Source organism: Microbulbifer sp. MCCC 1A16149 (assembly GCF_050368945.1).
GTDB lineage: Bacteria > Pseudomonadota > Gammaproteobacteria > Pseudomonadales > Cellvibrionaceae > Microbulbifer.
The window spans coordinates 3,113,973-3,136,920 of sequence record NZ_CP185959.1; the positions used below are offsets into that span (position 1 = coordinate 3,113,973).

The 22,948-nt window shown below is 58.2% G+C and carries 19 protein-coding genes; 7 read left to right on the forward strand and 12 right to left on the reverse strand.

The features are described 5' to 3' along the window. Positions 1 to 11 precede the first annotated feature (11 nt). The 5 genes from ruvA to ACONT6_RS13135 form a co-directional block, all read right to left on the reverse strand. Positions 12 to 623, reverse strand: coding sequence for a Holliday junction branch migration protein RuvA (ruvA, locus tag ACONT6_RS13115; protein ID WP_181252365.1), 612 nt, complete (start codon positions 621 to 623; stop codon positions 12 to 14). Positions 624 to 726: 103 nt separating this feature from the next. After that, positions 727 to 1,257 (reverse strand): crossover junction endodeoxyribonuclease RuvC, encoded by a 531-nt coding sequence (gene ruvC / locus ACONT6_RS13120; protein WP_428818920.1) that lies wholly within the window; start codon positions 1,255 to 1,257, stop codon positions 727 to 729. A gap of 163 nt (positions 1,258 to 1,420) precedes the next feature. Then, on the reverse strand, positions 1,421 to 2,164 hold the full coding sequence (locus ACONT6_RS13125) for a YebC/PmpR family DNA-binding transcriptional regulator (RefSeq protein ID WP_428818921.1): 744 nt from the start codon (positions 2,162 to 2,164) through the stop codon (positions 1,421 to 1,423). A gap of 75 nt (positions 2,165 to 2,239) precedes the next feature. Then, entirely contained in the window at positions 2,240 to 4,018 is a 1,779-nt protein-coding gene (aspS, locus tag ACONT6_RS13130) for an aspartate--tRNA ligase (protein ID WP_428818922.1), read from the reverse strand. A gap of 69 nt (positions 4,019 to 4,087) precedes the next feature. Further along, a complete protein-coding gene (locus ACONT6_RS13135; protein ID WP_428821518.1) occupies positions 4,088 to 4,345 on the reverse strand; it encodes an FmdB family zinc ribbon protein in 258 nt (85 codons plus the stop codon). A 310-nt stretch (positions 4,346 to 4,655) separates the two neighbouring features. On the opposite strand from ACONT6_RS13135, the gene ACONT6_RS13140 reads away from it, so the two are divergent. From ACONT6_RS13140 to ACONT6_RS13155, 4 genes are all read left to right on the forward strand, one after another. Next, positions 4,656 to 5,087 (forward strand): HU family DNA-binding protein, encoded by a 432-nt coding sequence (locus ACONT6_RS13140; RefSeq protein ID WP_078083300.1) that lies wholly within the window; start codon positions 4,656 to 4,658, stop codon positions 5,085 to 5,087. A gap of 174 nt (positions 5,088 to 5,261) precedes the next feature. Then, on the forward strand, positions 5,262 to 6,992 hold the full coding sequence (locus ACONT6_RS13145) for a proline--tRNA ligase (RefSeq protein ID WP_428818923.1): 1,731 nt from the start codon (positions 5,262 to 5,264) through the stop codon (positions 6,990 to 6,992). Between the two features lie 421 nt (positions 6,993 to 7,413). Continuing rightward, positions 7,414 to 7,974: a lytic transglycosylase domain-containing protein gene (locus ACONT6_RS13150; RefSeq protein ID WP_428818924.1), complete on the forward strand. Its 561-nt coding sequence runs from the start codon at positions 7,414 to 7,416 to the stop codon at positions 7,972 to 7,974. A 52-nt stretch (positions 7,975 to 8,026) separates the two neighbouring features. Then, positions 8,027 to 9,100, forward strand: coding sequence for a helix-turn-helix domain-containing protein (locus ACONT6_RS13155; protein WP_428818925.1), 1,074 nt, complete (start codon positions 8,027 to 8,029; stop codon positions 9,098 to 9,100). Positions 9,101 to 9,443: 343 nt separating this feature from the next. Here the strand turns inward: ACONT6_RS13155 and ACONT6_RS13160 are convergent, their stop codons facing one another. Continuing rightward, positions 9,444 to 9,761, reverse strand: a complete 318-nt coding sequence (locus ACONT6_RS13160; protein WP_428818926.1) for a c-type cytochrome — start codon at positions 9,759 to 9,761, stop codon at positions 9,444 to 9,446. Positions 9,762 to 10,090: 329 nt separating this feature from the next. On the opposite strand from ACONT6_RS13160, the gene ACONT6_RS13165 reads away from it, so the two are divergent. Together ACONT6_RS13165 and ACONT6_RS13170 are read left to right on the forward strand one after the other, a co-directional pair. Then, positions 10,091 to 10,942, forward strand: coding sequence for a peptidyl-prolyl cis-trans isomerase (locus tag ACONT6_RS13165; RefSeq protein ID WP_428818927.1), 852 nt, complete (start codon positions 10,091 to 10,093; stop codon positions 10,940 to 10,942). Continuing rightward, entirely contained in the window at positions 10,939 to 11,973 is a 1,035-nt protein-coding gene (locus ACONT6_RS13170; RefSeq protein ID WP_428818928.1) for a HupE/UreJ family protein, read from the forward strand. The genes ACONT6_RS13165 and ACONT6_RS13170 overlap by 4 nt, the downstream gene beginning before the upstream one ends. Positions 11,974 to 12,014: 41 nt before the next feature. Here the strand turns inward: ACONT6_RS13170 and ACONT6_RS13175 are convergent, their stop codons facing one another. The 6 genes from ACONT6_RS13175 to ACONT6_RS13200 form a co-directional block, all read right to left on the reverse strand. Then, the gene (locus tag ACONT6_RS13175) at positions 12,015 to 12,491 is read right to left on the reverse strand and encodes an Lrp/AsnC family transcriptional regulator (protein ID WP_078084471.1); all 477 of its coding nucleotides are present in this window, start codon (positions 12,489 to 12,491) and stop codon (positions 12,015 to 12,017) included. A gap of 126 nt (positions 12,492 to 12,617) precedes the next feature. Next, a complete protein-coding gene (locus ACONT6_RS13180; protein WP_428818929.1) occupies positions 12,618 to 13,811 on the reverse strand; it encodes a pyridoxal phosphate-dependent aminotransferase in 1,194 nt (397 codons plus the stop codon). 154 nt (positions 13,812 to 13,965) lie between these two features. After that, entirely contained in the window at positions 13,966 to 16,155 is a 2,190-nt protein-coding gene (locus ACONT6_RS13185) for an autotransporter outer membrane beta-barrel domain-containing protein (protein WP_428818930.1), read from the reverse strand. 76 nt (positions 16,156 to 16,231) lie between these two features. Continuing rightward, positions 16,232 to 16,747 (reverse strand): DUF2878 domain-containing protein, encoded by a 516-nt coding sequence (locus ACONT6_RS13190; protein ID WP_428818931.1) that lies wholly within the window; start codon positions 16,745 to 16,747, stop codon positions 16,232 to 16,234. 84 nt (positions 16,748 to 16,831) lie between these two features. After that, complete coding sequence (phrB, locus tag ACONT6_RS13195) at positions 16,832 to 18,331, reverse strand: deoxyribodipyrimidine photo-lyase (protein ID WP_428818932.1); 1,500 nt, start codon at positions 18,329 to 18,331, stop codon at positions 16,832 to 16,834. A gap of 11 nt (positions 18,332 to 18,342) precedes the next feature. Beyond that, positions 18,343 to 19,353 (reverse strand): YbgA family protein, encoded by a 1,011-nt coding sequence (locus ACONT6_RS13200; RefSeq protein WP_428818933.1) that lies wholly within the window; start codon positions 19,351 to 19,353, stop codon positions 18,343 to 18,345. 506 nt (positions 19,354 to 19,859) lie between these two features. Between ACONT6_RS13200 and ydiJ the strand changes: the two genes are divergently transcribed. After that, on the forward strand, positions 19,860 to 22,937 hold the full coding sequence (gene ydiJ, locus ACONT6_RS13205; RefSeq protein ID WP_428818934.1) for a D-2-hydroxyglutarate dehydrogenase YdiJ: 3,078 nt from the start codon (positions 19,860 to 19,862) through the stop codon (positions 22,935 to 22,937). Positions 22,938 to 22,948: the final 11 nt, after the last annotated feature.

Below are 22,948 nucleotides of genomic sequence, written 5' to 3' on the forward strand. Positions count from 1 at the left end.
TTCTCAATTCTTTATGCGGGCGCCATGCTCTTGAGTGCGAGGCGAATCAGGGTGGCGCTGTCGGCTTCCGGCTGTTCTTTGGCGGCCCGCGCGACCATTTTGGTGGCATCCGTAGGCTTGTAACCGAGCGCGGCAAGCGCGCTTTCCGCCTCACCGGCGTGATCGATTACCGGCTCGGCATTGGTGGACATCAGCGGGATGTCGCCAAGATCACCGGTTTGCGGGGTGAGCTTGCCACGCAATTCAATAATCAGGCGCTCGGCGGTTTTCTTGCCAACGCCGGGCACTTTCACCAGTGCGCCCACGTTGTCATCGGCAACACAACGGGCCAGCGCGGCGCCATCGAGGCCGGACAGGATCGCCAGCGCCATTTTGGGGCCGACGCCGTTCACCTTGATCAGGGTCCGAAACAGCTGGCGGTCGGATTCCCGGATAAAGCCAAACAGCTGCTGGGAGGTTTCCGATACCGCCAGATGGGTATGCAGTTGCACGCTGCCACCCAACTGCGGCAGCTCAAAGATAGTGGTCATGGGAGCCAGGACTTCGTAGCCCACACCCTGTACGTCCACCAGCAACTGCGGCGGCTGGATAGCAGCCAGGGTGCCTGTCAGTCTTCCTATCATTCTTGTTCCAGTTCTTTTTTATTTAGGGCTTTACGCAAAGCCCTGTGGTACTTCCATTCAAATTCTGTAGCGATATTGTGGCTGCACTTACGCCCGGGACCGATCATGTCACACTCAAGCGCCCACGCCGGAATCGGGCGCGGCTTCCCGCCGAGGACTGGATCAGGGTCTGCATGGTGTGCATATGGCAAAGGGCCACCGCCAGCGCATCCGCAGCATCTTCCTGGGGGGAAGCGGGCAATTTCAGCAGGGTTTTGACCATGTGCTGTACCTGCAGCTTGTCCGCACCGCCGTTGCCTACCACCGCCTGCTTGACCTTGCGCGCCTCGTACTCCGCTACCGGCAAGTCCGCGTGGGTGCCAGCAACAATCGCCGCGCCACGCGCCTGCCCGAGCTTGAGTGCGGAGCCTGCACTCTTCGCCATGAACACATTTTCGATAGCCATCTGGTGTGGCTGGTACTGCTGGGCGATCTGGCTCACCGCGTCGAAAATCAGCTTCAGGCGTTCCGGCAAAGGGCCATCGGGCAGCTTGATTACCCCGCTGGCCACGTAACGCGCACCGGAGCGCTCGATATCAATCACGCCGTAACCAGTCTTGCGCGAGCCGGGATCAATCCCCAGAATTCGGGTCACAGCAGCCAGCCCCCTGTACATTTATACAATTGTTGCGGGAAGTGTCCCAAGGCCGCGGCGGGGCGTCAAGGCTGACCGTAAGGTACGCAGCGAAAGTGTGCCGCGAGCAGAAACAAAAATGCCCCGACAAGCGGGGCATTTTCAGATCGAGGGGTGAAAACAATCAGCCGAGCTCGGCCATCACCTCTTCCGGGATATCCGCGTTGGTGTACACGTTCTGTACATCATCCAGATCTTCCAGCATATCCACCAGCGCCAGCACCTTCTCGGCACCATCTTTATCCAGCGGAATCGTGGTCGACGGAATCATCGCGATCTCAGCGTTGTTCGGCTTGAAGCCCGCCTCGGTCAGCGCATCCTTTACCGCCATGTAGTCGGTAAACTCGGTGGTAACCTCGATACTGCCATCATCGTTGGTTTCGACATCCTCGGCGCCGGCCTCCAGAACCACTTCCATCAGCGCATCTTCATCCGCACCCGGTTCGTAGTACATCTGGCCTTTGCGGGAGAAGAGATAGGCGACCGAACCGTCGGTACCCAGGTTACCGCCGCGCTTGGTGAAAGCGTGGCGCACCTCTGCCACGGTGCGATTGCGGTTGTCGGTCAGGCACTCCACGAGTACCGCTACACCGCCAACCCCGTACCCTTCATAGGTAACCGCTTCGTAATTGTCACCGTCAGCGTTGCCGGCGCCGCGGGCAATGGCCTTGTCGATGGTGTCGCGCTTCATGTTGGCCCCAAGGGCCTTGTCGATGGTGGCGCGCAGGGTCGGGTTGTCCTCCGGGTTAGGGCCAGACTTCGCGGCAACGGTCAGCTCGCGAATGATCTTGGTGAAAATCTTGCCCCGCTTGGCGTCCTGGGCCGCTTTGCGGTGCTTGATGTTGGCCCATTTACTGTGTCCCGCCATCTAAATCTCTCCGGTATTGCTCCGTTTGTGACTTTTATGGGTGCGCCTGCCGCACAGGCGCTTCCGTAGTTTCGCTTATCCCACCTGCTCTTCTTTGGCGCGCAGGCGAATGCTGAGTTCACGCAGCTGCTTGGCGTCCACCGCTCCCGGGGCGTCGGTCATCACACAGGCCGCACTCTGGGTTTTCGGGAAGGCGATGACGTCGCGGATAGAGTCGCTGTCAGTCATCAGCATCACCAGGCGGTCGAGACCAAAGGCGAGGCCACCGTGGGGCGGCGCACCGTATTTGAGCGCGTCCAGCAGGAAGCCGAACTTCTCGCGCTGCTCCTCGGCGCTGATACCCAGCGCGCGGAATACCACCTGCTGCATATCCTGGTTGTGAATACGGATGGAACCGCCACCCAGCTCGGTACCGTTCAGCACCATATCGTAAGCGCGGGACAGCGCTTCCAGCGGGTTCTTCTCCAGCTCTTCCGCAGAGCAGGACGGTGCCGTGAACGGGTGGTGCAGCGCGGTAACGCTGCCATCGTCGTTCTCTTCAAACATCGGGAAGTCCACAACCCACAGCGGCGCCCACTCGGACACGTACAGGTTCAGGTCTTCACCCAGCTTGCAACGCAGGGCCCCCAGGGCCTCGGAAACCACCTTGCCCTTGTCGGAACCGAAGAAGATCAGGTCGCCATTTTCCGCCTGTACGCGATCCAGGATCGCACCGCGCACTTCGTTCGGCAGGAACTTGACGATCGGCGACTGCAGGCCGTTTTCCAGGTCGGACTTGTCGTTGACCTTAATATAGGCCAAACCCTTGGCACCGTAGATGGAGACATACTTGGTGTAGTCGTCGATCTGTTTACGGGTCAATTTGTCGTTGCCGCCGGGTACTTTCAGTGCGGTAACGCGGCCTTTGGGATCGTTGGCCGGGCCGGAGAACACCTTGAACTCCACTTCGGTCATCAGGTCCTTGATGTCCACCAGCTCCAGCGGGATACGCAGGTCCGGCTTGTCGGAGCCGAACTTTTCCATCGCCTCGGAGAACGGCATACGCGGGAATTCGCCCAGCTCTATGCCTTTCAGCTCTTTGAACAGCTTGCGAATCATGCCCTCAGTGATGGACATGATGGCGTTTTCATCGAGGAACGCGGTCTCGATATCGATCTGGGTAAATTCCGGCTGGCGATCTGCGCGCAGGTCTTCGTCGCGGAAACACTTGGCAATCTGGTAGTAACGGTCGAAACCGGAAACCATCAACAGCTGCTTGAACAGCTGCGGGGACTGCGGCAGGGCGAAGAATTTGCCACCGTGGGTACGGCTTGGCACCAGGTAGTCACGGGCACCTTCCGGAGTGGCGCGGGTGAGGATCGGGGTCTCAATGTCCAGGAAACCCTCACCGTCCAGGTAGTTGCGGATGGCGTTGGTGATCTGCGAGCGGAAACGCAGGTTGCGCTGCATTTCGGTGCGACGCAGGTCCAGGTAGCGGTACTTCAACCGCACATCTTCACCCACCGCAGTATGCTCATCCAGCTGGAAGGGCGGAGTTTCGGCGCTGTTGAGGATCTCCAGCTGCAGCCCGTAAACCTCGATTTCACCAGTAACCATGTTCGGGTTTACCGCTTCCGGGGCGCGAGCGCGCACGCGGCCGGTGACCTTCAGCACGTACTCGCTGCGCACGCGGTCGGCGAGCTCAAAGTGCTCTGCGGCATCCGGGTCAAACACCACCTGTGCGATACCGTCGCGGTCGCGCAGATCGATAAAGATAACCCCGCCGTGATCGCGGCGGCGGTCTACCCAGCCACACAGGGTTACTTCGCGGTCAATATCGGCGGATCGCAGGGCGCCACAGTAGTCGGTGCGCATGGAGTCTTATTCCCTTAGTAATGTTTCAATTCTGCTTGATGTCTGTCCCAGCCGTGGGCTCCGGGGCGTTCAGCTGGCTTTGGATTCTGTGCCGCCACCACTACTGGTGGGCTTGGCGGTATCACCGGCAAGGTTTTTCTTGCTGCCGGTTTTGAAGTCGGTCTCGTACCAACCGCCACCCTTGAGGCGGAATCCGGCGGCACTGATCTGTTTACTCAGTTCCGCTTTGTTACATGCGGGGCAGTCTGTCAGCGGAGCGTCGCTCATACGCTGCAGGGCTTCCATCTGATGGCCACAGGCCTGGCACTGGTATTCGTAGATAGGCATCGCTTGTACCCAGATCTCACTGAATATAAAGGGGCGCAGATTATACATGAGCACCTGCGAGGGAAGAAGGAGGCAGTTCCCCACAGACACACTGTGCTTCCAGAGACGGCCGACAGCGGTATTTGAGGGCCAATTTTCGAGCAAAACCCTGTAAAAAAGCACTTTTTTTCCGTTTTTACCCCGTGCGTGCGGACAAAAACTGGATATACTTCAGCTCAGTACTTGGGTACGCCCTTGCCCCGCTGCCGGGCGAACCTTGATGTACATACACTTTCACTGGAAAAAACACTTATATAGAAGGAAGCTAGCTATGGCCGCGAAGAAGAAAGCAGCAGCTAAGAAAGCCCCCGCCAAGAAGACTGCAGCCAAGAAGGCTCCAGCCAAGAAAGCAGCAGCCAAGGCCGCACCCAAGGCCAAGAAAGTGACTGCAATCAAAGAGAAGTACACCAAAACCCAGATTCTGAACCAGATTGCCGAGAACACCGAGCTGTCCCGCAAGCAGGTTCAGTCTGTTCTGGACGAGCTGACCGATCTGATCGAAGGCCACGTGAAGAAGCGCGCGGTTGGCGAATTCGCCCTGCCGGGCCTGATGAAAATCACCACTGTGAAGAAGCCTGCCAAGAAGGCGCGCAAGGGTATCAACCCCTTCACTGGCGAAGAGACCGTGTTCAAGGCAAAGCCGGCGAGCATCCAGGTCAAGGTTCGCCCGCTGAAGAAGCTGAAAGAGATGGCCGAGTCCTGAGTCTCGCCGCTTTCAGCCCGGAAAACCCCGCTTTTGCGGGGTTTTCTGTTTTTGGGGTCAGGGAAGAAGGCACGCCGCGAATAACCGCGAGGCGCGTCCGCCTCTACCAAAACCCCCGCCCACCGGCGTAAAATGGCCGCCCTTTAAAATTCATCGACATTAAAAGAAAGCACTATGCGCGCATCCCGCTATCTGATCGCCACCCAGAAAGAAACCCCTAATGACGCCGTGGTCATCAGCCACCAGCTGATGCTGCGCGCCGGTATGATCCGCCGCCTGTCCTCTGGACTCTACACCTGGCTGCCCACCGGCCTGCGGGTGTTGCGCAAGGTGGAAAAGATCGTGCGCGAGGAAATGGACAGCGCGGGCGCTCTGGAAGTGCTGATGCCGGTGGTTCAGCCCTCGGAGCTGTGGGAAGAGTCCGGTCGCTGGCAACAGTACGGCCCGGAGCTGCTGCGCATCCAGGACCGCCACGACAATTCTTTCTGCCTGGGCCCAACCCACGAGGAAGTGATTACGGACCTGATCCGCACCGAGGTAAACAGCTACAAGCAGCTGCCGGCGAACTTCTATCAGATCCAGACCAAGTTCCGCGACGAAATCCGCCCACGTTTCGGTGTAATGCGCGCGCGCGAGTTCACCATGAAGGATGCTTACTCCTTCCACCTGAACGCGGACTCCCTGCAGGAAACCTACGATGTAATGCACGATGCCTATTGCCGCATCTTCGACCGCATCGGCCTGGATTACCGCCCGGTGCTCGCGGATACCGGCTCCATCGGCGGTTCCCATTCCCATGAATTCCACGTATTGGCCCAGAGCGGCGAGGACGATATCGCCTTCTCTTCCGAAAGCCGCTACGCAGCCAATGTGGAGCTGGCGGAAGCCGTGGCGCCGGCGGGCGAGCGCCCGGCGGCAAGCAAGGCCATGGAGGAGTTGCACACCCCGGGACAGAAGACCATCGCTTCCCTGGAAGAGGCCTTCGGCATCCCAGCAAATACATCGGTCAAAACCCTGATCGTGCTCGGAGAAACCGAGGAAGAGGACGCAATCGCGCCGCTGGTCGCGCTGGTACTGCGCGGGGATCACGATCTGAACGAGCTGAAAGCCGAGAAACTGCCCGGCGTTGCCAGCCCGCTGACGTTTGCACCGGAAGAGCGCATCGCCAAAGAACTGGGCTGCGGTATTGGCTCCCTCGGCCCTGTAGGTCTCGAGATTGAAGTACTGGTGGATCGCGCTGCGGCGCACCTGGCAGATTTCGTGTGCGGCGCGAATAGAGATGACTACCACCTGACCGGTGTTAACTGGGAGCGCGATGTGGCGCTGAAGCGGGTTGAAGACCTGCGCAATGTGGTTCCCGGTGATGCCAGCCCGGATGGCCAGGGCACCCTGGAAATCAAACGCGGCATCGAAGTCGGCCATATTTTTCAGTTGGGCACCAAGTACAGTGAGGCAATGAATGCATCGGTACTGGATGAGAATGGCAAGGAACAGGTGATGACCATGGGTTGCTATGGCATCGGTGTTTCACGGGTGGTGGCTGCGGCAATCGAGCAGAACCACGACGATGCGGGCATCATCTGGCCGGAAGCCATTGCGCCGTTCCAGCTGGCAATTGTGCCGATCAATATGCACAAGAGTGAGGCGGTGCAGCAGAAATGTGAGCACATTTACGAGGCGCTGACTGCCAAGGGTATCGATGTGCTGCTGATGGACGAGCCCAAGGCGCGCCTGGGTGGGATGCTCGCGGATACGGAATTGATGGGTATTCCCCGCCGTATCGTGGTGGGTGACCGCGGTCTGGAAAAAGGCAATATCGAGTACAAGGGCCGCCGCGACAGTGAGAACCAGGAGTTCTCCGCGGATCAAATCATCGATACCTTGCTGGAAATGATCCCCCACTAAACCTCTCCCCCCACCTACTTACGAAGCCCTTTGTCGTGCTTCGTAAGTTAGCTCGGTGGCGGCCAAGCACTGGGTGGAGGGTTTCAGGACCGCTGTGAATACATCCCTGTAAGCTTCGTCGCAAACGTCCCTGTTTGCGACGATCCTGAAACCCTCCACCCAGCACTTGACCTTCGCCCTTTACTCTTTAGCTCCATTCGGGTGGCAGGTGGACAACACACAGCACTCCGATGCGAAGGGGCTGATACCGGGTGTCACCTTGCGAGACCTTCTAAAACAGGGATGTTTTAGAAGAGCCCCCATGGATGGGTTTACGGCGTGTCTCGCAAGGTGACACCCGGTAGCAGCCCCGCCACCAAGTCGCGCACAAAGCACTCGCGCCAGTACCGAAAGCTCAACGCTTCCCGTAAAATCCCACCCCATGATAAGAAAAGCCTTCTCCACACTGCTGCTGTGCCTGCTGAGCGCCACGGTGTCTGCCCAGGTAAAAGAGGTAGACCCCAAGCTCCTGCTGGCCCTGAAAGGCGCCGTCACCGAAGCTGACAGCTTCGCCGACCGCTTTGATGCGGAAGTCTGGCTGATGGCCAAATCCCAGCCACTGGCCCGGTATATCAAAGACCCTGACGAACGCATGCGGGTACTGAAAGCCATCCACCGCGAAGCCACCCGCGCAGAACTGCAACCGGAAATCGTGCTCGCGGTCATCCAGATTGAAAGCGCCTTCGACCCCTACGCCGTATCCCGGGTCGGAGCCCAGGGCATGATGCAGGTAATGCCGTTCTGGAAAAATGAGATCGGTCGTCCGGAAGACAACCTGATCAATATGGAAACCAACCTGCGCTACGGCTGCACCATCCTCAAGCACTACATAAAAAAGGCCAAAGGCAACATGCCCAATGCGCTGGCCTACTACAACGGCAGTTACGGCCGCCATACCTACAGCCGCAAAGTGCTGGATGCCTGGGCTGATCGCTGGAGATAGCACATAAAGGGCAACGCAATCCGGTATAAAAACGATAAACCCGAGGTACCCGATGAGTTACAGCTTTTTTACCGGCGCCGCCTGTAGCCTGCTTCTACTGGCCGCGGCGAGAATCGGGATAGGTCACCAGCAGCGCGCCCGGAATCCGTGGCTGCTGATACTGATTTTTGGTGCATTTGTGTATCTGTTGCGCCCCCTGCTGGATGATCAAGACTCCCTCACCGACCTGCTGATCGACCTCCCTACCCTGTTGATCCCCGGCGCATTCTGGATATTCACCCATCAACTGTGCAGGGAAAAAGATCCGTTTCCGCGCTGGGGTTGGGGGTTGATCATTTTCGAACTGACCATCGACCTGGCGAGCCAGCTCCATCTCCATCCCTACTTCTATCCACTGGCGCAGCCCTTCAAGCTGGGATTGATCGGTGCCGGCCTGGTGACCCTTTTGCAACAGTTGCAATCGGATCTCGTTGCAGAGCGCCGGCAGTTACGCATCGCCCTGCTGATCGCGATCGGTAGCTATATGGTGATCGTGGTGTGCGCGGAGTTTCTGTTTTCCTACTTCCCGATACCCGCCGGTATTCCCACGCTGCACGCCGTCATGGCCAGCACCCTCGCCTTCGCCGCCTGCCTGTGGCTGCTGGCGCTGTCGCCAGGGGCGCTGGAGGAATCCCTGTCGTCACTGCCAGAGCCATCCCCCGGTCATGTGGAAGGATCACTTACGGTCAATACACAGCAGGCTTCTGATAACACAGAAAATCTCCCGGCACTCGATCAGGGCCAGCGTCAGCTACTCGAAAACCTGCAGCGCCACATGCAAGGCGGTGGCTACCGACATACCGGGCTTACCATCCGCGAGCTGGCTGAGCAGCTGGGGAGCCGCGAACATATTCTGCGTGCCCTGATCAACAAGCACCTGGGCTTCCGCAATTTCAACGAGTACCTGAATGAGTTTCGTATCGACGAGGCCAGCCGTCGCCTTGCCGACCCGGATGAGGCACATTTGCCGGTGCTTACCATCGCGCTGGATATCGGCTACCGCTCACTCAGCCCATTCAATGCGGCGTTCAAGCGGCGACATGAGCAGACACCGACAGAGTTCAGGCGAGCGCGATTGCCCAGCTGACAACGGTTGTCTACTTAGGAAAAAAACGACTGGAAATCAAATTGGTAAACGATGGGATGAGTTAAAAAAACCGTCAGATTTTTTTCGTTTTCCACAAGCCAAAACCCGCCCCCTGGGCCACACTAAATCTTGCAGGACCTGCTCTGCAGGCAATAGCCCAGTCACCACCTCGTCTGTGGACAGGTTCCTGCAAGCTCTCTCAAACGGCTTTTCTATCCATCCGTGAAACCGTCCGTATCCCTCTGCAGCTCCATAGGTCGACACCGCGTACGTGAATCCGACTGGTATAGATTGGAATGAAGGGTGCCACGAGGCCAGCAAAGCCCCGCGGCCAACGGGAGGGTTATTCCTTCGGAGAGGACATGTATTTGATCAGCGCCTTGTAGTCATCATCGCTGCAATCGGAGCACATGCCGCCGGGAGGCATGGCGTTCAATCCATTTTTTACCGAACTCACCAGGGCGTCCATCCCCTTGTCCAGGCGCGGCTTCCAGGCTTCCGTATCGTGAATCTTGGGTGCATTGGCTACGCCAGCGGCATGACACACCATGCACGCTCTCTGGTATTTTTCCTCAACGGTTTCCGACACCGCCATAGCGGAAAAACTGGCAGCTAGGGCCATTGCTACGGAACAAACCGTGGTACGTATCGATAATTTCATCCGCGTATCCATCCATTCAGCGATTGCGTAGCGTCATGAAGCTACATAAACAATTGATATCAACCAGCAACAAGAAGTCACAGGGGGCAATTTGCGCCATCCGGCATCAAAAACTTCCCGTGCATTCTACAACTGTATACAGGGTTGCGATGCTATCCAAGTCCGCCAGCCAAATTCTACCCGGTCCATATGAATAGATTAGCGCCCGGCCAATCACTGTATCTCCTGTAAATTGGGACAGTAAATTTTCATTCTTGAACTATCCTGATTGGCAGAGAAATTCTTTCCCAGCGAGCCATCGCCATAAAAGCATAAGTCGGAGTTCGTGAATGAATCTGATCTGGATCAAGGATCCCAGCATTCAGTTTGCCGCAATCGGTGCCCTGTTGTTTGCCGCCAATGGCTTTTTCCAGGGTAGTAATCCCGGGGATGAACAGGAAATCGTCATCACCCAAAACCGAATTGAACATTTATCCGCCATTTTTGAACGCGGCTGGCAGCGACCTCCGGGACCTGAAGAACTGCGCGGGCTGATTGATGACTTTGTCCGCGAGGAAGTACTGTATCGCGAAGCGGTCAAGATGGGGCTGGATGAAAACGATACCGTGATCCGCCGCAGATTGCGGATGAAAATGGAGTTTCTGGCCAAGGACCTGGTAGACGCCATCGAACCCAGCGAGGAGGTCCTGCAGCGCTACTACACCGACAATATCGACAAATATACCCTCCCCGCCCGCTATACCTTTGAACAGGTTTTCCTCAACAGCGACAAACGCAAAGAGGTATCCGAAGACGCCAGAATCCTGCTGACCAAGCTGACCGCGGGCAGTGATCCGCGCAAGCTCGGCGATCCCAATATGCTGCAGTACCGATTCGAGAATGTGAGTGCGGAACGGATTGATCGCCTGTTTGGCAGCGACTTCTCACTGCAGTTCCCGGACCTCGAATCCGGCCAGTGGATTGGCCCCCTGACATCTTCCTATGGTGAGCACCTGGTGCGGATTTCCGACGCCACCCCACAGCAACAAGCGGAGTTTTCCGCAGTGAAAGCGGATGTGCTGCGGGACTGGCAGGTGGAAGAGCAACAGAACATCCTGCAGATCCAGTATCAAACCCTGCGCGAAAACTACCGGATCAGCATCGCCGAACCGGTGGCCAACGGGGAGGTGATAAAACAATGAGACTGCTGACGCTTCTGGTATCACTCTTAACCCTGGCTGCAACACTACTGCTCTCGTCCGCTTCTCTTGCACACGAACTTCGCCCGGCTTCACTGAGCGTAATTCAGACAGCGCCAGAGCAGTTTGACGTGACCTGGCGGGTGCCCGCTCGCGGTGATATGCGACTTTCCCTTTACGTCCAGTTCGATGAACAGACCCAAGAGCGCAGCCTGCCCACCGCACTGATGGCAGGCGGCTATTATGTGGAGCGCTGGCAAATCTCCCATCCGAACCAACTGATCGGCAGCACCATCGCCATTGACGGTCTGGCGAACACCATGACCGATGCGCTGGTGCGCATCAGCTGGCTGGACGGGCGGGAACAGGTCGGCCGCCTGATGCCTGATCGAACCCGGCTGGAAGTGGAAGAACGAGCGGGCATGGCAGAAATCGCCGGCACCTACTTTGTACTCGGCGTCGAACACATTCTGCTGGGGATAGATCACCTGTTGTTTGTGCTGGCGCTGGTGGTGCTGGTCAGCGGCGGACGCCAGCTGATAGCCACCATCACCGCCTTCACCGTGGCCCACAGCATTACCCTGGCGCTGGCGGTACTGGGTGTGGTTTCCGTCCCCCAGGCACCTGTGGAGGCCGTCATTGCCCTGAGTATCGTGTTCCTCGCCACGGAAATCCTGCACAAGCTCGAGGGACGCAAGACACTGGCTATTCGCATGCCGTGGGTCGTGGCATTCGCCTTTGGTTTATTGCACGGGCTGGGATTTGCGGGGGCGCTTTCCGAGATAGGGGTGCCGGAACACGCGATCCCCCTGTCTCTGGGGCTGTTTAACGTCGGGGTCGAGGCCGGTCAGCTGGCGTTTATCGCCGGCGTTTGTGGCCTGATGTTTTTACTGCGCCGGGTAAAACCGGTGCAGTTGTGGGAGATCAGGACCGGCACCAGCGCTACCGCAGCGTCGGCCCTGCCGGTCGCTTATATTGTGGGAGGGCTGTCGGCCTGGTGGTTGATTGATCGCACCATTTCGCTGGTGGTGTGATCTGCAACACTTTTGCCTCTACAACATTCTCAGAACTGCATTCAATCCTGAAACAGCAACTCCAGGGGATACCCGGTAAACGGCTTGGTTTTTTCGATGACCAGGTGGGAGGTCATCCGGGTGATCGCTGCATCTTCATCTGCCAGTAACTGTTCGGAAACACGGTTGAAGTCCCCCGCATCCGGACATACAAAGCGCAGCATGTAATCGAATTCACCAGACATTTTTACGCAGGATACAATCTGCTCGATCTTGTTGATGGCGCGGCGGAAACTTTCGCTGGTGCGGGCATCCTGCCGCTTCAACGCCACATTCACGTAAAACTCCGCGTGACGCACCTTGTCCAGGTTGACCTCCGCCTGAAACTCGCGGATAAATTTTTCAGTAGTCAGCTTCTTCACCCGCGCGAGACAGGCGCTCTCCGAAAGCCCGATCTGGTCTGCCAGATTGAGGTTACTGATACGCGCATTGGTCTGCAGGACTTCGAGAATCTTGAGATTGTGACGATCTACTTTCACGGTAATTTTCTTTATGTAATTTTCAGCAAGGCCCCGGCGTCCGGTGCCAACTGATCAAGGATAACGGTAATTCTGCGGGGCGAATACTCCATAGGAAGTATTCCCCCGAAAGCCCCGGGATGTTTCTCAGCCCGCCTTGAGACAACCGCTCACGACAAAGCGTTCAATACGATCCAGTGCGCGCATCAATTCGCCCTCATCGGCAGCCAGCGTCAAACGCACATGGTTTACCGCACTCGGCCCGAACGGTTTTCCAGGCAATACTGATACCAGCTCCGCATCCAGTAGTGCCCCGGCAAAAGCCTCGCCGTCTTCGGCTACCGCAGATACATCCACCATGACAAACATACCGGCTTCCGGTGAATAGCAGCTGAGCCCCGGAATCTTGCCGATACGCTCGACAATCAGGTCGCGACGCTTCTCGTAGGCATCTCGCATCTGCTTGACGAAGTAAGTATCAAACTCCAGCGCGAACGCCGCGGCTTCCTGAATAAACTGGGGTACGCCGAATATGGTGGCCCCGGCGTATTCGATCAGGCGCTCCACCAGTTCACCCTGCGCCACCGCCCAACCCAGTCTCCAGCCGCTCATGGCGTGGGACTTGGACAGGCCATCGATCACCACCACGTTATCCAGATGATCGGCAGCCGTGCGCAGGGAAGTATGACGGCGGGCGAAGGTGATCATGGAGTACATCTCATCGGAGATGAGCCAGATATTGCGCTCGCGGCAGTAGGACGCGAGTTCGCGCAGTTGCTCCGGCGTGGCCATGGCACCGGTAGGATTGACCGGAGTGTTGATCATCACCACGCGGGTTTCTTCGCTGATCGCCTGCTTGATGGTTTCAATATCGAACGCGAAGCCCTGCTCCGGAGGACAGGCAACCTTGCGCACATCCAGTTGCAACGCGTCGGTGATCGGCACGTAGCCGATATACATGGGCTCGGGAATCACAATCTGGTCCCCGGGGTTCAACAGGCAGGACAGTACCGCATAAATGGCGTTGGTGCCGCCCGGGAAAACCACCACATCATCGGGGTCACAGGGATGCGGGCTGACCTTGCTTTCGATATCGGCGATGGCGCGGCGCAGCATGGCCTCACCGGCCGCCGGCGAGTAGTGGGTGCGGCCGACACCGAGGCGGGCACGGGCGAAGTCCAGAATCGGCTCCGGGGTATCGAAGTTGGGATCCCCCACGCAAAGGAAGATGACATCTTCCCCCTTGTCCGCCAGCGCGTGGGCGCGGTCGCTGACTGCCCAGACATCGGCATCGGCGGAGTGGAGGGCCTGACTCTGTTTGCTGAACCGGGGAGTGTACATCGTGCTATTCCATTTTCTGGCGTTGTTATCGATCACTCTAAGGTAGCAACCAGCGGGGTAATCGATATCGCTTCACGGCGCAGGTTTTCGCAGCAGCCCGGTTATTTATCCGGGTTTACCGCAGAAAATTCGGCATCCGCGCCGCAGCCAGCCCTCAGAATCGATAGTTAATGCTCAGCCCTCCCACGGTGTCCTCCGGTCGCACCAGCAGGTCGGCGGCAACGCGGAACTTGTCATTGACGCTCACCCCCACCATGGCGCCCACACCATTCTGGAAAAATCCCGCGTTTTTACTGCGGTAGGAAGGCAGGCGCGCCCAGTTATTGAAGATGGAGTTCACCCCGATCCCCAGGTCGGCATAATCGTCACCGGCGGTGTGTTCCAGCCAGAATTCACCAAACCACTGGTGTTCCGCAGACTTGGGGCTGTTGTAGAAAAAGCCCGCTTTGCAGCGACGAAAATCCCGATCCTGGCCGCGCACCCACAGTCCCAGGGGATCCCTGCGCTCACCGTAGGCACCGGCGTACGTGAGATCGACGGAGGTTCTTTCTTTGAATCCATTGACATCTATGCGGTTCCACTCGGCAGACACAAAGGGGCCCATATGACTGTCGAGATTACGGCTGGCATCGTACCCAGCGCGCAGGAAGGCACTGTAGCCGTCGCCCTTGGTACTCGCATTAAAGCGGTGACGGAATGTGTCTCCAAGATAAATGGTGCGATTGATATCGTGATACTTGATATCCGAAAAGCCGACGGCTCCATCGACAAACCAGAAGTCATTGTCCCAGCGCGCAAACGCACTGTAGTTAAAATTGCGCGATTTCAACCGCAGATTCCGCGGCTCGTATACGCTGCGGCCGTAGGACATCCCCAGGCCCCATTCGAGGTTCTCGAACCCGGCGAAGCTCATACCAAAGAATCCATCCCACGCTGGGAAATCGTCGTTAAGGGCCGGTCCTGCGCCCAGCTCCGCGCGGCCCAGACTTGCGCCGAAAAATACTGTGGTGAATGGATCCCGGTAGCGTTGCGAGATCAGGTGGTGATCGATATTGATCCGGTGCTGGCGCGAGTTCTGGTAACCGAGATCCGGCAGCAATCCAAATCCCACCGCGGCAGTGAGGGTTTCGTAGTAGTAGTCGCCAAGTAGCCGCTGGCCCGCCAGCGTCGGGTGAATAGCGTCGTAAAACACCAGCATGTCCGAATTGGGATCGGTACCGTTGGCGCCGTAGACCGGATGCGGGTTGGCGCAATTGACGTAGCAGGTGTCGCTCTGGTTAATATCCGCAAAGCCGAATGCCGCCGGATTGTTCAGCACCAGTTCGAGCACACCCTCCAGATCCAGCAGCAGGATATTGCCCACGTCGTTGACCTGTCGACGCAGCCTGTCGTTAAACATTTCAGTGCCGCCGTTGGCGTAATTGATCGCCGCCGCGCCCTGGGTATAGACCGCCGGCGTATTGCCAATGGCCGGGGCATTGGTCATCACAATATATTTGGCCCCCGCCGCCTTGAGCTCGCTACCGGCGGTGGACAGAAAGGTCGCCGCCCGCTCCATCGACATAAGGCTCAAGGTGCCATTGCGCACGCCGTCGAGGATATTGTTCCCCCCGGCATTGAGAAAATAGAGATCACTGCTGACCGGCGTATTCTGGGGCAGATACCCCTGACCCGTGGCGAAAGGCACCCCGGTGAGGGTGATATTGTTGTTTGGATCATCCACCAGGGCCTGCAGGGCCATTGGGTCATTGAACGCGGCGGTAGCCGCCAGTACCTCTGCTGGACTCAGGTAGGGGCTCTCCCCGGCAAGCGGATCGCAAATGCCATCGTCTCCGCAACGGCTCGAATCCGGCAATATGGTGGTCAGTGTATTGTGGTCGGCGACGGTGGTATCCGGAAATAGCTGGCGGAAGCGCTGCGGCCCCACCACATCGAGTAACACATCGGCAGTGCGGTTGCCGCCCACGCCCCAGTTCGGACCATTGGTGAGCACCGAATTACTAATCTGCTGCAACTGCTGATCCAGGCTACCGGGTGCCGGTGCGCAGGGAATTGCTCCGCCAAAACTGGGCCCCAGGCCATAACAGGAATTTTCCTTGGCAAGCCCGAGACGGTCGGCGAGAAACGACGGGGCCGGCTGGCGCGGATAGATACCCCGCGGATCGTCACTGGTAAAAATACCCGCATTGCCGTTATCAGAGAGGCTGTCCCCGAACACGATCAGCGATCGGTAGAGCGGCTCCTCGGCAAAAACCGGGGATACACCCAGGGCTGTACAGATGGCGAGGGATAGTGCGCCGGGAAGATACGAGACTTGTTTATTGGGGGTTCCAAAAGAGAACACTGCGGCCTCCTTGCCACGGCAGAATTTCGTGGCAAGTATAGGTCAGCAGTGATGCTTCAGAGGGGGATACCGCGGCTCAGGAAACACCGCTATCCGCGGGCTCCATCTGCTCAACCAGCGGCACCAGTACACTGCTGAGAAATGCCGCCAGCAGGCTCCATACCAGGGCGATAGCCAGCAGGCATTCCCACATGGGACGGCCCCAGCCCGCGGGGCCGAACTGTACGCTGTTGAAATAGAACGCGGGGGCTACCAGCAAGCCTACCAGTGCAGCCCAGAGCGGTTTTTTGATCAGCCATGACAGGGAGTAACGCATGGTGGTGGCCAGCATGGCCCAGATACAGATGGCCCAGGCAGGAGGAAGATTGGAGCGATAATCCTGCACGCCACTGGCCATAAACGCCCACTCCACGGCAAAGCCACAGAAGATGAAACCGAGGATAACGAAGATATCCCGCACATCCCGCCAGAGGATGAAATGCAGCATCAACACAACAAACAATGCAATCAGCGCCATCGCATTGCCATACAAAAGAGCCATCCACCAACCAGCGGTAAACAGGATGAAGTTGGCCAGCTTTTTATAATTCATTGGCGACTCATTTATCAGAAGGCATCTGTACCGCGAGCGCGTCACGCCGGACAATCCCGGGATATTGAATAAATCAGAGGTTTCCTAAGACTTCAAGTTTGCGAACACCTCTATCGCATTTTTACGCGATTCCATCACATCGCAGATAGGCTGGGGATAGTTATCCTGCCCGAACAGGTCCTGCTTCGGACAGTGAATATCCCTATCGGAAAGCGATGCCAGTTCTGGCACAAAGCGGCGGATAAAAGTCCCGTCTGGATCAAATCGCCTGGACTGGCTGTAGGGATTGAACACACGGAAATAAGGCGCCGCATCGGTACCGGTAGATGCCGCCCACTGCCAGCCTCCATTATTAGCGGCAAAATCCGCATCCACCAGTTGCTGCATAAAGTAGCGTTCCCCTTTGCGCCAGTCGGTGAGCAAATTCTTGGTAAGGAATGATGCCACAACCATGCGCAGGCGATTGTGCATCCAGCCGGTTTCATTAAGCTGGCGCATGGCGGCATCGACGATCGGCACTCCAGTCTGTCCCTCACACCAGCGCGCGAAGTCTTCGCTCCGCTGGGACCACGGCACGCCCACGGTTTCCGGCTTGAATGGCAAATTGCGGCACACCCGTGGGAAGTTCACCACCAGGTGCTGATAAAACTCCCGCCACAGCAGTTCATTCAGCCAGCTACTGGCGCCTTCGCTCAGGCTGCCTTTACCACCCATCCACTGCCCTGCATTGGCATCCAGTGCCATCTTCGCGCACTGGCGAACAGAAATGGCACCGCAATTCAGGTAGGGCGATAGTCGCGAGGTATTTTCTCTTGCGGGAAAATCCCGCCATCCTTCGTAATCGGCCACGATATTGGCGAATGCCTTCAGGCGCTTGAGTGCGGCTTTTTCGCCCACATCCCATTCCAGTACCTTGTCGCTGCCCCCTGCAGCCACGCCGTATTTGCCCACAGTTTCGGGAATGGTGCGCACCAGGTTGTTCTCCCCCGCCAGCGCGATCCACTCGGGCCACACGGACTCGTGTTCCGTACCCAGCGCGTGCGGGGCAGGCAGAGGGGCAAATCCTTCGCCACTGTTTCCGTGACGGGAGATAAATGCGCGCTTGAATGGTGTGAATACCTTAAAGCCATCACCGCTGTTGGTTGTCAGGCTGCCGGGCGGGATGAGTGTGCGATCGGTACAGTACTCGACCGGCACCCCCACCTCTTTTAACGCAGCCCTCACCGCAGAGTCCCTGCGCAGTTCGTTGAGTGGGTATTCCGCATTGGCGAACAGCGCATTCACTTTCAGCTTTTCAGCAATCTGCACCACCGCTTGTGGCACCTCTGCAAACGCATTCAGTTCGAGGAAATACAGGGGAATGTGTTTTTCTGCCAGCGCGTGCTGCAGCGCGGCCAGGCTGCGCAGGCGCATGGCCACAACATTGTCGCCATCACCGTGGCTGCTCCAGGTTTGCGGTGTCGCAATATAAATGGCCGCCAGGGCCTGACAGCCTCTGGCGGCGCGATACAGGGCCGTGTTATCGGCCAGACGCAAATCATTGCGCAGCCACACCAGCCCTCTTTGATAGGGTTTTTCAGGCATACATCATATATTCAGTGGAAATCACACAGTCCCAATTCTGCCGGCTCCGCCGCCAGCAAGACCTGGTTGTGGATAAAGCTGTGAGGACTGCGCGGTAAATAGTGGCGAAGCAGGGTCAGCACCGCGGACAGAGGTTTGTGCCCCAGGCGGTATTCTTCAATCAGATCCTTGAGCTCCGCCTTCTCCCGTTTATCGAGGTACTCACTCAGGTGACCGGCACTGTGCATCAGCGCATTGGTCCTGTCTTTGCGGGAGGCGGGCAACGACAGGATTTCCATAATGCGTCCCCGCACCTGAAAGGCCAGCTCGTCGATGGGCAGGGCTTTGGAGTCCGCCAGAAATCGCCCCAAGGCGCGGGTCTTTTCCTGATGATGTGCCAACAGCACATATTTGTACGCGGTATAAAATTCGATAACCCGCGAGATGCGCGATTGCGGCTTCTCCCCGGGTTCCGGCGACTCGGCTTCGGCCTCCCCCTCGACAAAGCGAAACCACGCATCGTAGGCAAACACGCGGGTGAGGAAATTCTCCCGCAGCTCACTGTTGTTCAACCGCCCCACTTCCTCCATAGGCATATGGGGAAACTGCTGCTGCAAGCGTCGCGCAAAGACACCGATGCCCTCACTATCGATACCGTGGCCATTGGCCAGATAGCGGCGCACGCCGCGCAAACCACAGCTGGGAGAGTTCTGCATAAAGATATAGCCGCGCACCTCCGCCAGTTCGGGAACCACGGAGTCGGCGTATTCGCGCAGCGGCGCGGTCACATCCACCTCGGCGTCTTCCACCCCGACTACCCGCACCGCATCTACCGGCGCACTGGCTTTGTCCACCAGCAGATGAATCGGCTTGCGCGGCACGCCCATGCCAATCGCGACCTCCGGACACAGGGGGACATATTCAAAACACTGGCTCAGCAGCTGCGTGCATACCTTGCTGTGCTTGTGCCCGCCGTTATAGCGCACCGGGTCTCCCATGGCGCACTGGCTGATCCCTATCGGAATTTTCCGGGTAAAGTTCATACTGCTGGCATTCGCCTCATGCAATGGAAGCCTTTCGGACCTGGACCTGGACCTGGCCAACGGACAATAAGCCGGTCAAAAACGCGCGAAAGTGCTTCATTTTCTTAAAAAGTAGCGGCACAAATCCGTAAGTTCAATTGCCCTCGCTGGCAGACCACGAAAGCGCGCCTCTCGCTCACCCGCGTTAAAAGGTTTCTCGGGTAGTGAACCTTTGGATATCTACGACAACAAACACCAAACAGATGACAGGGCATTACCCGCGTGACGGGGTTCAGATCAGTGAGCAGACATGATTGCACCTGACAGGTAGATAACCAATAAAACTGACTCACCGTTCGCCACTGTGTATAGCCAGAGCGCAATTTCCACGCAGATCCTGCGTCTTTCCCGAAAGCCCGGGTATCCATGCAGGGGAATTCCCGGTAATTGTTGCGCGGGGCGCCACCGCCGCTAAAATGCCATTCCCTTGTATAAGATGTACCGATTAACCAGACCCGGGGCCCGGAATGATTCCAGCACTGCGCGAAATCAACGAAGTACAGGCGCTCTACCTGCAGTTCCTCACCGCTCTCAAGCAGGGCGGCTTCCACGGCGACAGCAGCCCGAGCTATGCCAGCCGCACCGTGCTGTCCACGGACAACTCCATCTATCAGGTGCTGCCCCAGGCGGTGGTCTACCCGCGGGATACTCACGACCTGCAGTTGCTGATGACGCTGGCGGACCGCGAGGAATTCCATAAAGTCGTACTTTCCCCCCGCGGTGGCGGCACCGGCACCAACGGCCAGTCGCTGACCGACGGCATCGTGGTGGATATTTCCCGGCACATGAACCGCATCCTCGAGATCAATGCGGAAGAAGGATGGGTAAGGGTCCAGACCGGGGTTGTGAAGGACCAGTTGAACACTGCACTCAAGGCCCACGGACTGTTCTTTGCGCCGGAGCTTTCCACCAGCAACCGCGCCACCATCGGCGGCATGATCAATACCGATGCCTCCGGCCAGGGTTCCTGCCTGTACGGCAAGACCCGCGATCACGTGCTGGAACTGAAAACCGTACTGATGGGCGGTGAACTCTGGCACTCCCACGCGCTGGAAGACGAGCACCTCGCAGAGATTGCCAGCAACGACGGCCGCTCCGGCAGAATCCACCAGCTGGTGGATGCGATCGAGCAGGAAAAACACGAGCTGATCGACGCCAAGTTCCCCAAATTGAACCGCTGCCTCACCGGCTACGATCTGGCACATATCCGGGACCGGGATAGCGGCAAAGACGGCCGCTTCAATCTCAACAATATCCTGTGCGGTTCCGAGGGCACGCTGGGCTTTATCGCCGAGGCCAAGCTCAATGTACTCAAGATTCCCAAGTGCGCGGCGCTGGTCAACCTGAATTACGACCACTTCCAGGATGCGCTGAAAGACGCCACCGACCTGATGACAGCCGGCCCTACCTCGATCGAGACCGTAGACAGCAAAGTACTGCAGCTGGCCATGGGGGATATGGTGTGGGACAGCGTGAGCGAATTCTTCCCCCAGGACGAGCGCCCGGTGAACGGTATCAACCTGGTGGAATACACCGCGGATTCTGAAGCGGCGCTGGATGAGGCCTTGGCAAAATTTACCGCCCATGTGGACAACGCGATCGGCCAGCCGGGCAAGAGTTTTGCCTATACCATCGCCCGCGGCCACGCCCAGGTAAACAAGATCTGGGCCATGCGCAAGCGCGCGGTGGGACTGCTGGGCAACGCCAAGGGCGAACAGCGCCCCATCCCGTTTGTGGAGGACTGCGCGGTGCCTCCGGAAAATCTCGCCGATTTTATCGCCGAATTCCGTGCCGCCCTGGATCAGGCCGGGTTCGCCTACGGCATGTTCGGCCATGTCGATGCCGGTGTATTACACGTGCGCCCTGCCATCGATATGAAAGACCCGGAGCAGGCGAAACAGGTCCGCCGCATTACCGAACAGGTGGTGGAGCTGGCGCAGAAATACAACGGCCTGCTGTGGGGTGAACACGGCAAAGGAGTCCGCTCGGAGTTTGCACCGGCGTTCTTTGGCGAGCTGTACCCGGAGCTGCAGAAGATCAAGGCCGCCTTTGACCCTCGCAATCAGCTGAATCCGGGCAAAATCGCCACCCCCAGTGCCGCCTCCAGCCTGCTCAAGATCGATGAAGTACCCACCCGCGGCGAGCGCGACCGGAAGATACCGGTGCAGGTATGGGAGGGCTACTCCGAGGGGGTTTACTGCAACGGCAACGGCGCCTGTTTTAACTGGAACCCGGACGACGCCATGTGTCCGTCCTATAAAGGTACCCGCAACCGTATTCACTCGCCCAAGGGCCGCGCCTCACTGATCCGCGAATGGCTGCGCCTGCTGGCGGACCGCTCCGTGGACCCGGAGGCCGTGGCGCGCAAAAGCCGCGAGCAATCCTTCCTGATCGGCCTGCCCGGTCGCATCAAGAACTCCCTGGCTCGGGCCCGCGGCGAATACGACTTCAGCCACGAGGTGAACGAGTCGATGCAGGCCTGCCTTGCGTGCAAGTCCTGCGCTGGCCAGTGTCCGATCAAGGTGGATGTACCCACCTTCCGCGCCAAGTTTCTCGAACTCTATTACAGCCGCTATCTGCGTCCGATGAAGGACTACTTTGTCGGTGGGCTGGAATTTGTCATGCCGCATCTGGCGCAGGTGCCGCAGCTGTATAACTGGCCGCTCAAGCTGAAGCCGGTGCGCTGGCTGATGGAGCGCGGACTGGGACTGACGGATTCACCGGCGCTGTCGGCCACACGCCTGGACAAAGTTATGCGCGAACTGGGCGTGCCCTATGCCAGCCGCGAAAACCTGCGCGCAATGGGCCCTGCCCAGCGCGCCAAATCAGTAGTGATCGTGCAGGATGCCTTCACCAGCTACTTCGATGCCGATGTGGTCGCAGACACCCTGCGGCTGCTCAAACTGCTGGACTTCAACCCGCTGGTGGCTCCCTATCGCGCCAACGGCAAGCCCCTGCACGTGCACGGTTTCCTGCGCCAGTTCGCGCAGGCCGCCGCCAGCAACAGTGCTCTGCTGAACAGCCTGGCGGAGAGCGGCGTACCGCTGGTGGGTATCGACCCCTCGATGACCATGACCTACCGCTCCGAATACCAGAAACTGCTTGGGGACAAAGCGCCCCAGGTGCTGCTGCTACAGGAGTGGTTGGCACAGCATACGGATCACCTGGCGGGCAATCGCAACCGTCTCAAGGACGCGCGCTTTACCCTGCTCCCCCACTGCACCGAGCAATCCAACGCCGCCGGCTCCACGCGCCAGTGGCAACAGGTGTTCGCGGCGCTGGGCATGGAGCTGGAAACCCAGGCCGCGGGCTGCTGCGGCATGGCCGGCACCTACGGCCACGAGATGGCCAACAAGGAGACCTCGCGGGTCATCTTCCAGCAGTCCTGGGCGCCCAAGCTGAACGGCGATACCAGTGCCATTCTCGCCACTGGTTACTCCTGCCGGTGTCAAAGCAAGCGATTCGCACAAACAGAATTGCGCCATCCGCTGCAAGCGCTACTGGCACAAATCGAAGATTCGGGGTTTACTGTCAGTAATCACTAACTTGTCCGCCG

Excerpts from the sequence above, each read along its gene's own strand:
- ruvA (WP_181252365.1), bottom strand. The coding sequence starts at position 623 with ATGATAGGAAGACTGACAGGCACCCTGGCTGCTATCCAGCCGCCGCAG.
- ACONT6_RS13125 (WP_428818921.1), bottom strand. The coding sequence starts at position 2,164 with ATGGCGGGACACAGTAAATGGGCCAACATCAAGCACCGCAAAGCGGCC.
- aspS (WP_428818922.1), bottom strand. The coding sequence starts at position 4,018 with ATGCGCACCGACTACTGTGGCGCCCTGCGATCCGCCGATATTGACCGC.
- ACONT6_RS13135 (WP_428821518.1), bottom strand. The coding sequence starts at position 4,345 with ATGCCTATCTACGAATACCAGTGCCAGGCCTGTGGCCATCAGATGGAA.
- ACONT6_RS13140 (WP_078083300.1), top strand. The coding sequence starts at position 4,656 with ATGGCCGCGAAGAAGAAAGCAGCAGCTAAGAAAGCCCCCGCCAAGAAG.
- ACONT6_RS13145 (WP_428818923.1), top strand. The coding sequence starts at position 5,262 with ATGCGCGCATCCCGCTATCTGATCGCCACCCAGAAAGAAACCCCTAAT.
- ACONT6_RS13150 (WP_428818924.1), top strand. The coding sequence starts at position 7,414 with ATGATAAGAAAAGCCTTCTCCACACTGCTGCTGTGCCTGCTGAGCGCC.
- ACONT6_RS13155 (WP_428818925.1), top strand. The coding sequence starts at position 8,027 with ATGAGTTACAGCTTTTTTACCGGCGCCGCCTGTAGCCTGCTTCTACTG.
- ACONT6_RS13160 (WP_428818926.1), bottom strand. The coding sequence starts at position 9,761 with ATGAAATTATCGATACGTACCACGGTTTGTTCCGTAGCAATGGCCCTA.
- ACONT6_RS13165 (WP_428818927.1), top strand. The coding sequence starts at position 10,091 with ATGAATCTGATCTGGATCAAGGATCCCAGCATTCAGTTTGCCGCAATC.
- ACONT6_RS13170 (WP_428818928.1), top strand. The coding sequence starts at position 10,939 with ATGAGACTGCTGACGCTTCTGGTATCACTCTTAACCCTGGCTGCAACA.
- ACONT6_RS13180 (WP_428818929.1), bottom strand. The coding sequence starts at position 13,811 with ATGTACACTCCCCGGTTCAGCAAACAGAGTCAGGCCCTCCACTCCGCC.
- ACONT6_RS13190 (WP_428818931.1), bottom strand. The coding sequence starts at position 16,747 with ATGAATTATAAAAAGCTGGCCAACTTCATCCTGTTTACCGCTGGTTGG.
- phrB (WP_428818932.1), bottom strand. The coding sequence starts at position 18,331 with ATGCCTGAAAAACCCTATCAAAGAGGGCTGGTGTGGCTGCGCAATGAT.
- ACONT6_RS13200 (WP_428818933.1), bottom strand. The coding sequence starts at position 19,353 with ATGAACTTTACCCGGAAAATTCCGATAGGGATCAGCCAGTGCGCCATG.
- ydiJ (WP_428818934.1), top strand. The coding sequence starts at position 19,860 with ATGATTCCAGCACTGCGCGAAATCAACGAAGTACAGGCGCTCTACCTG.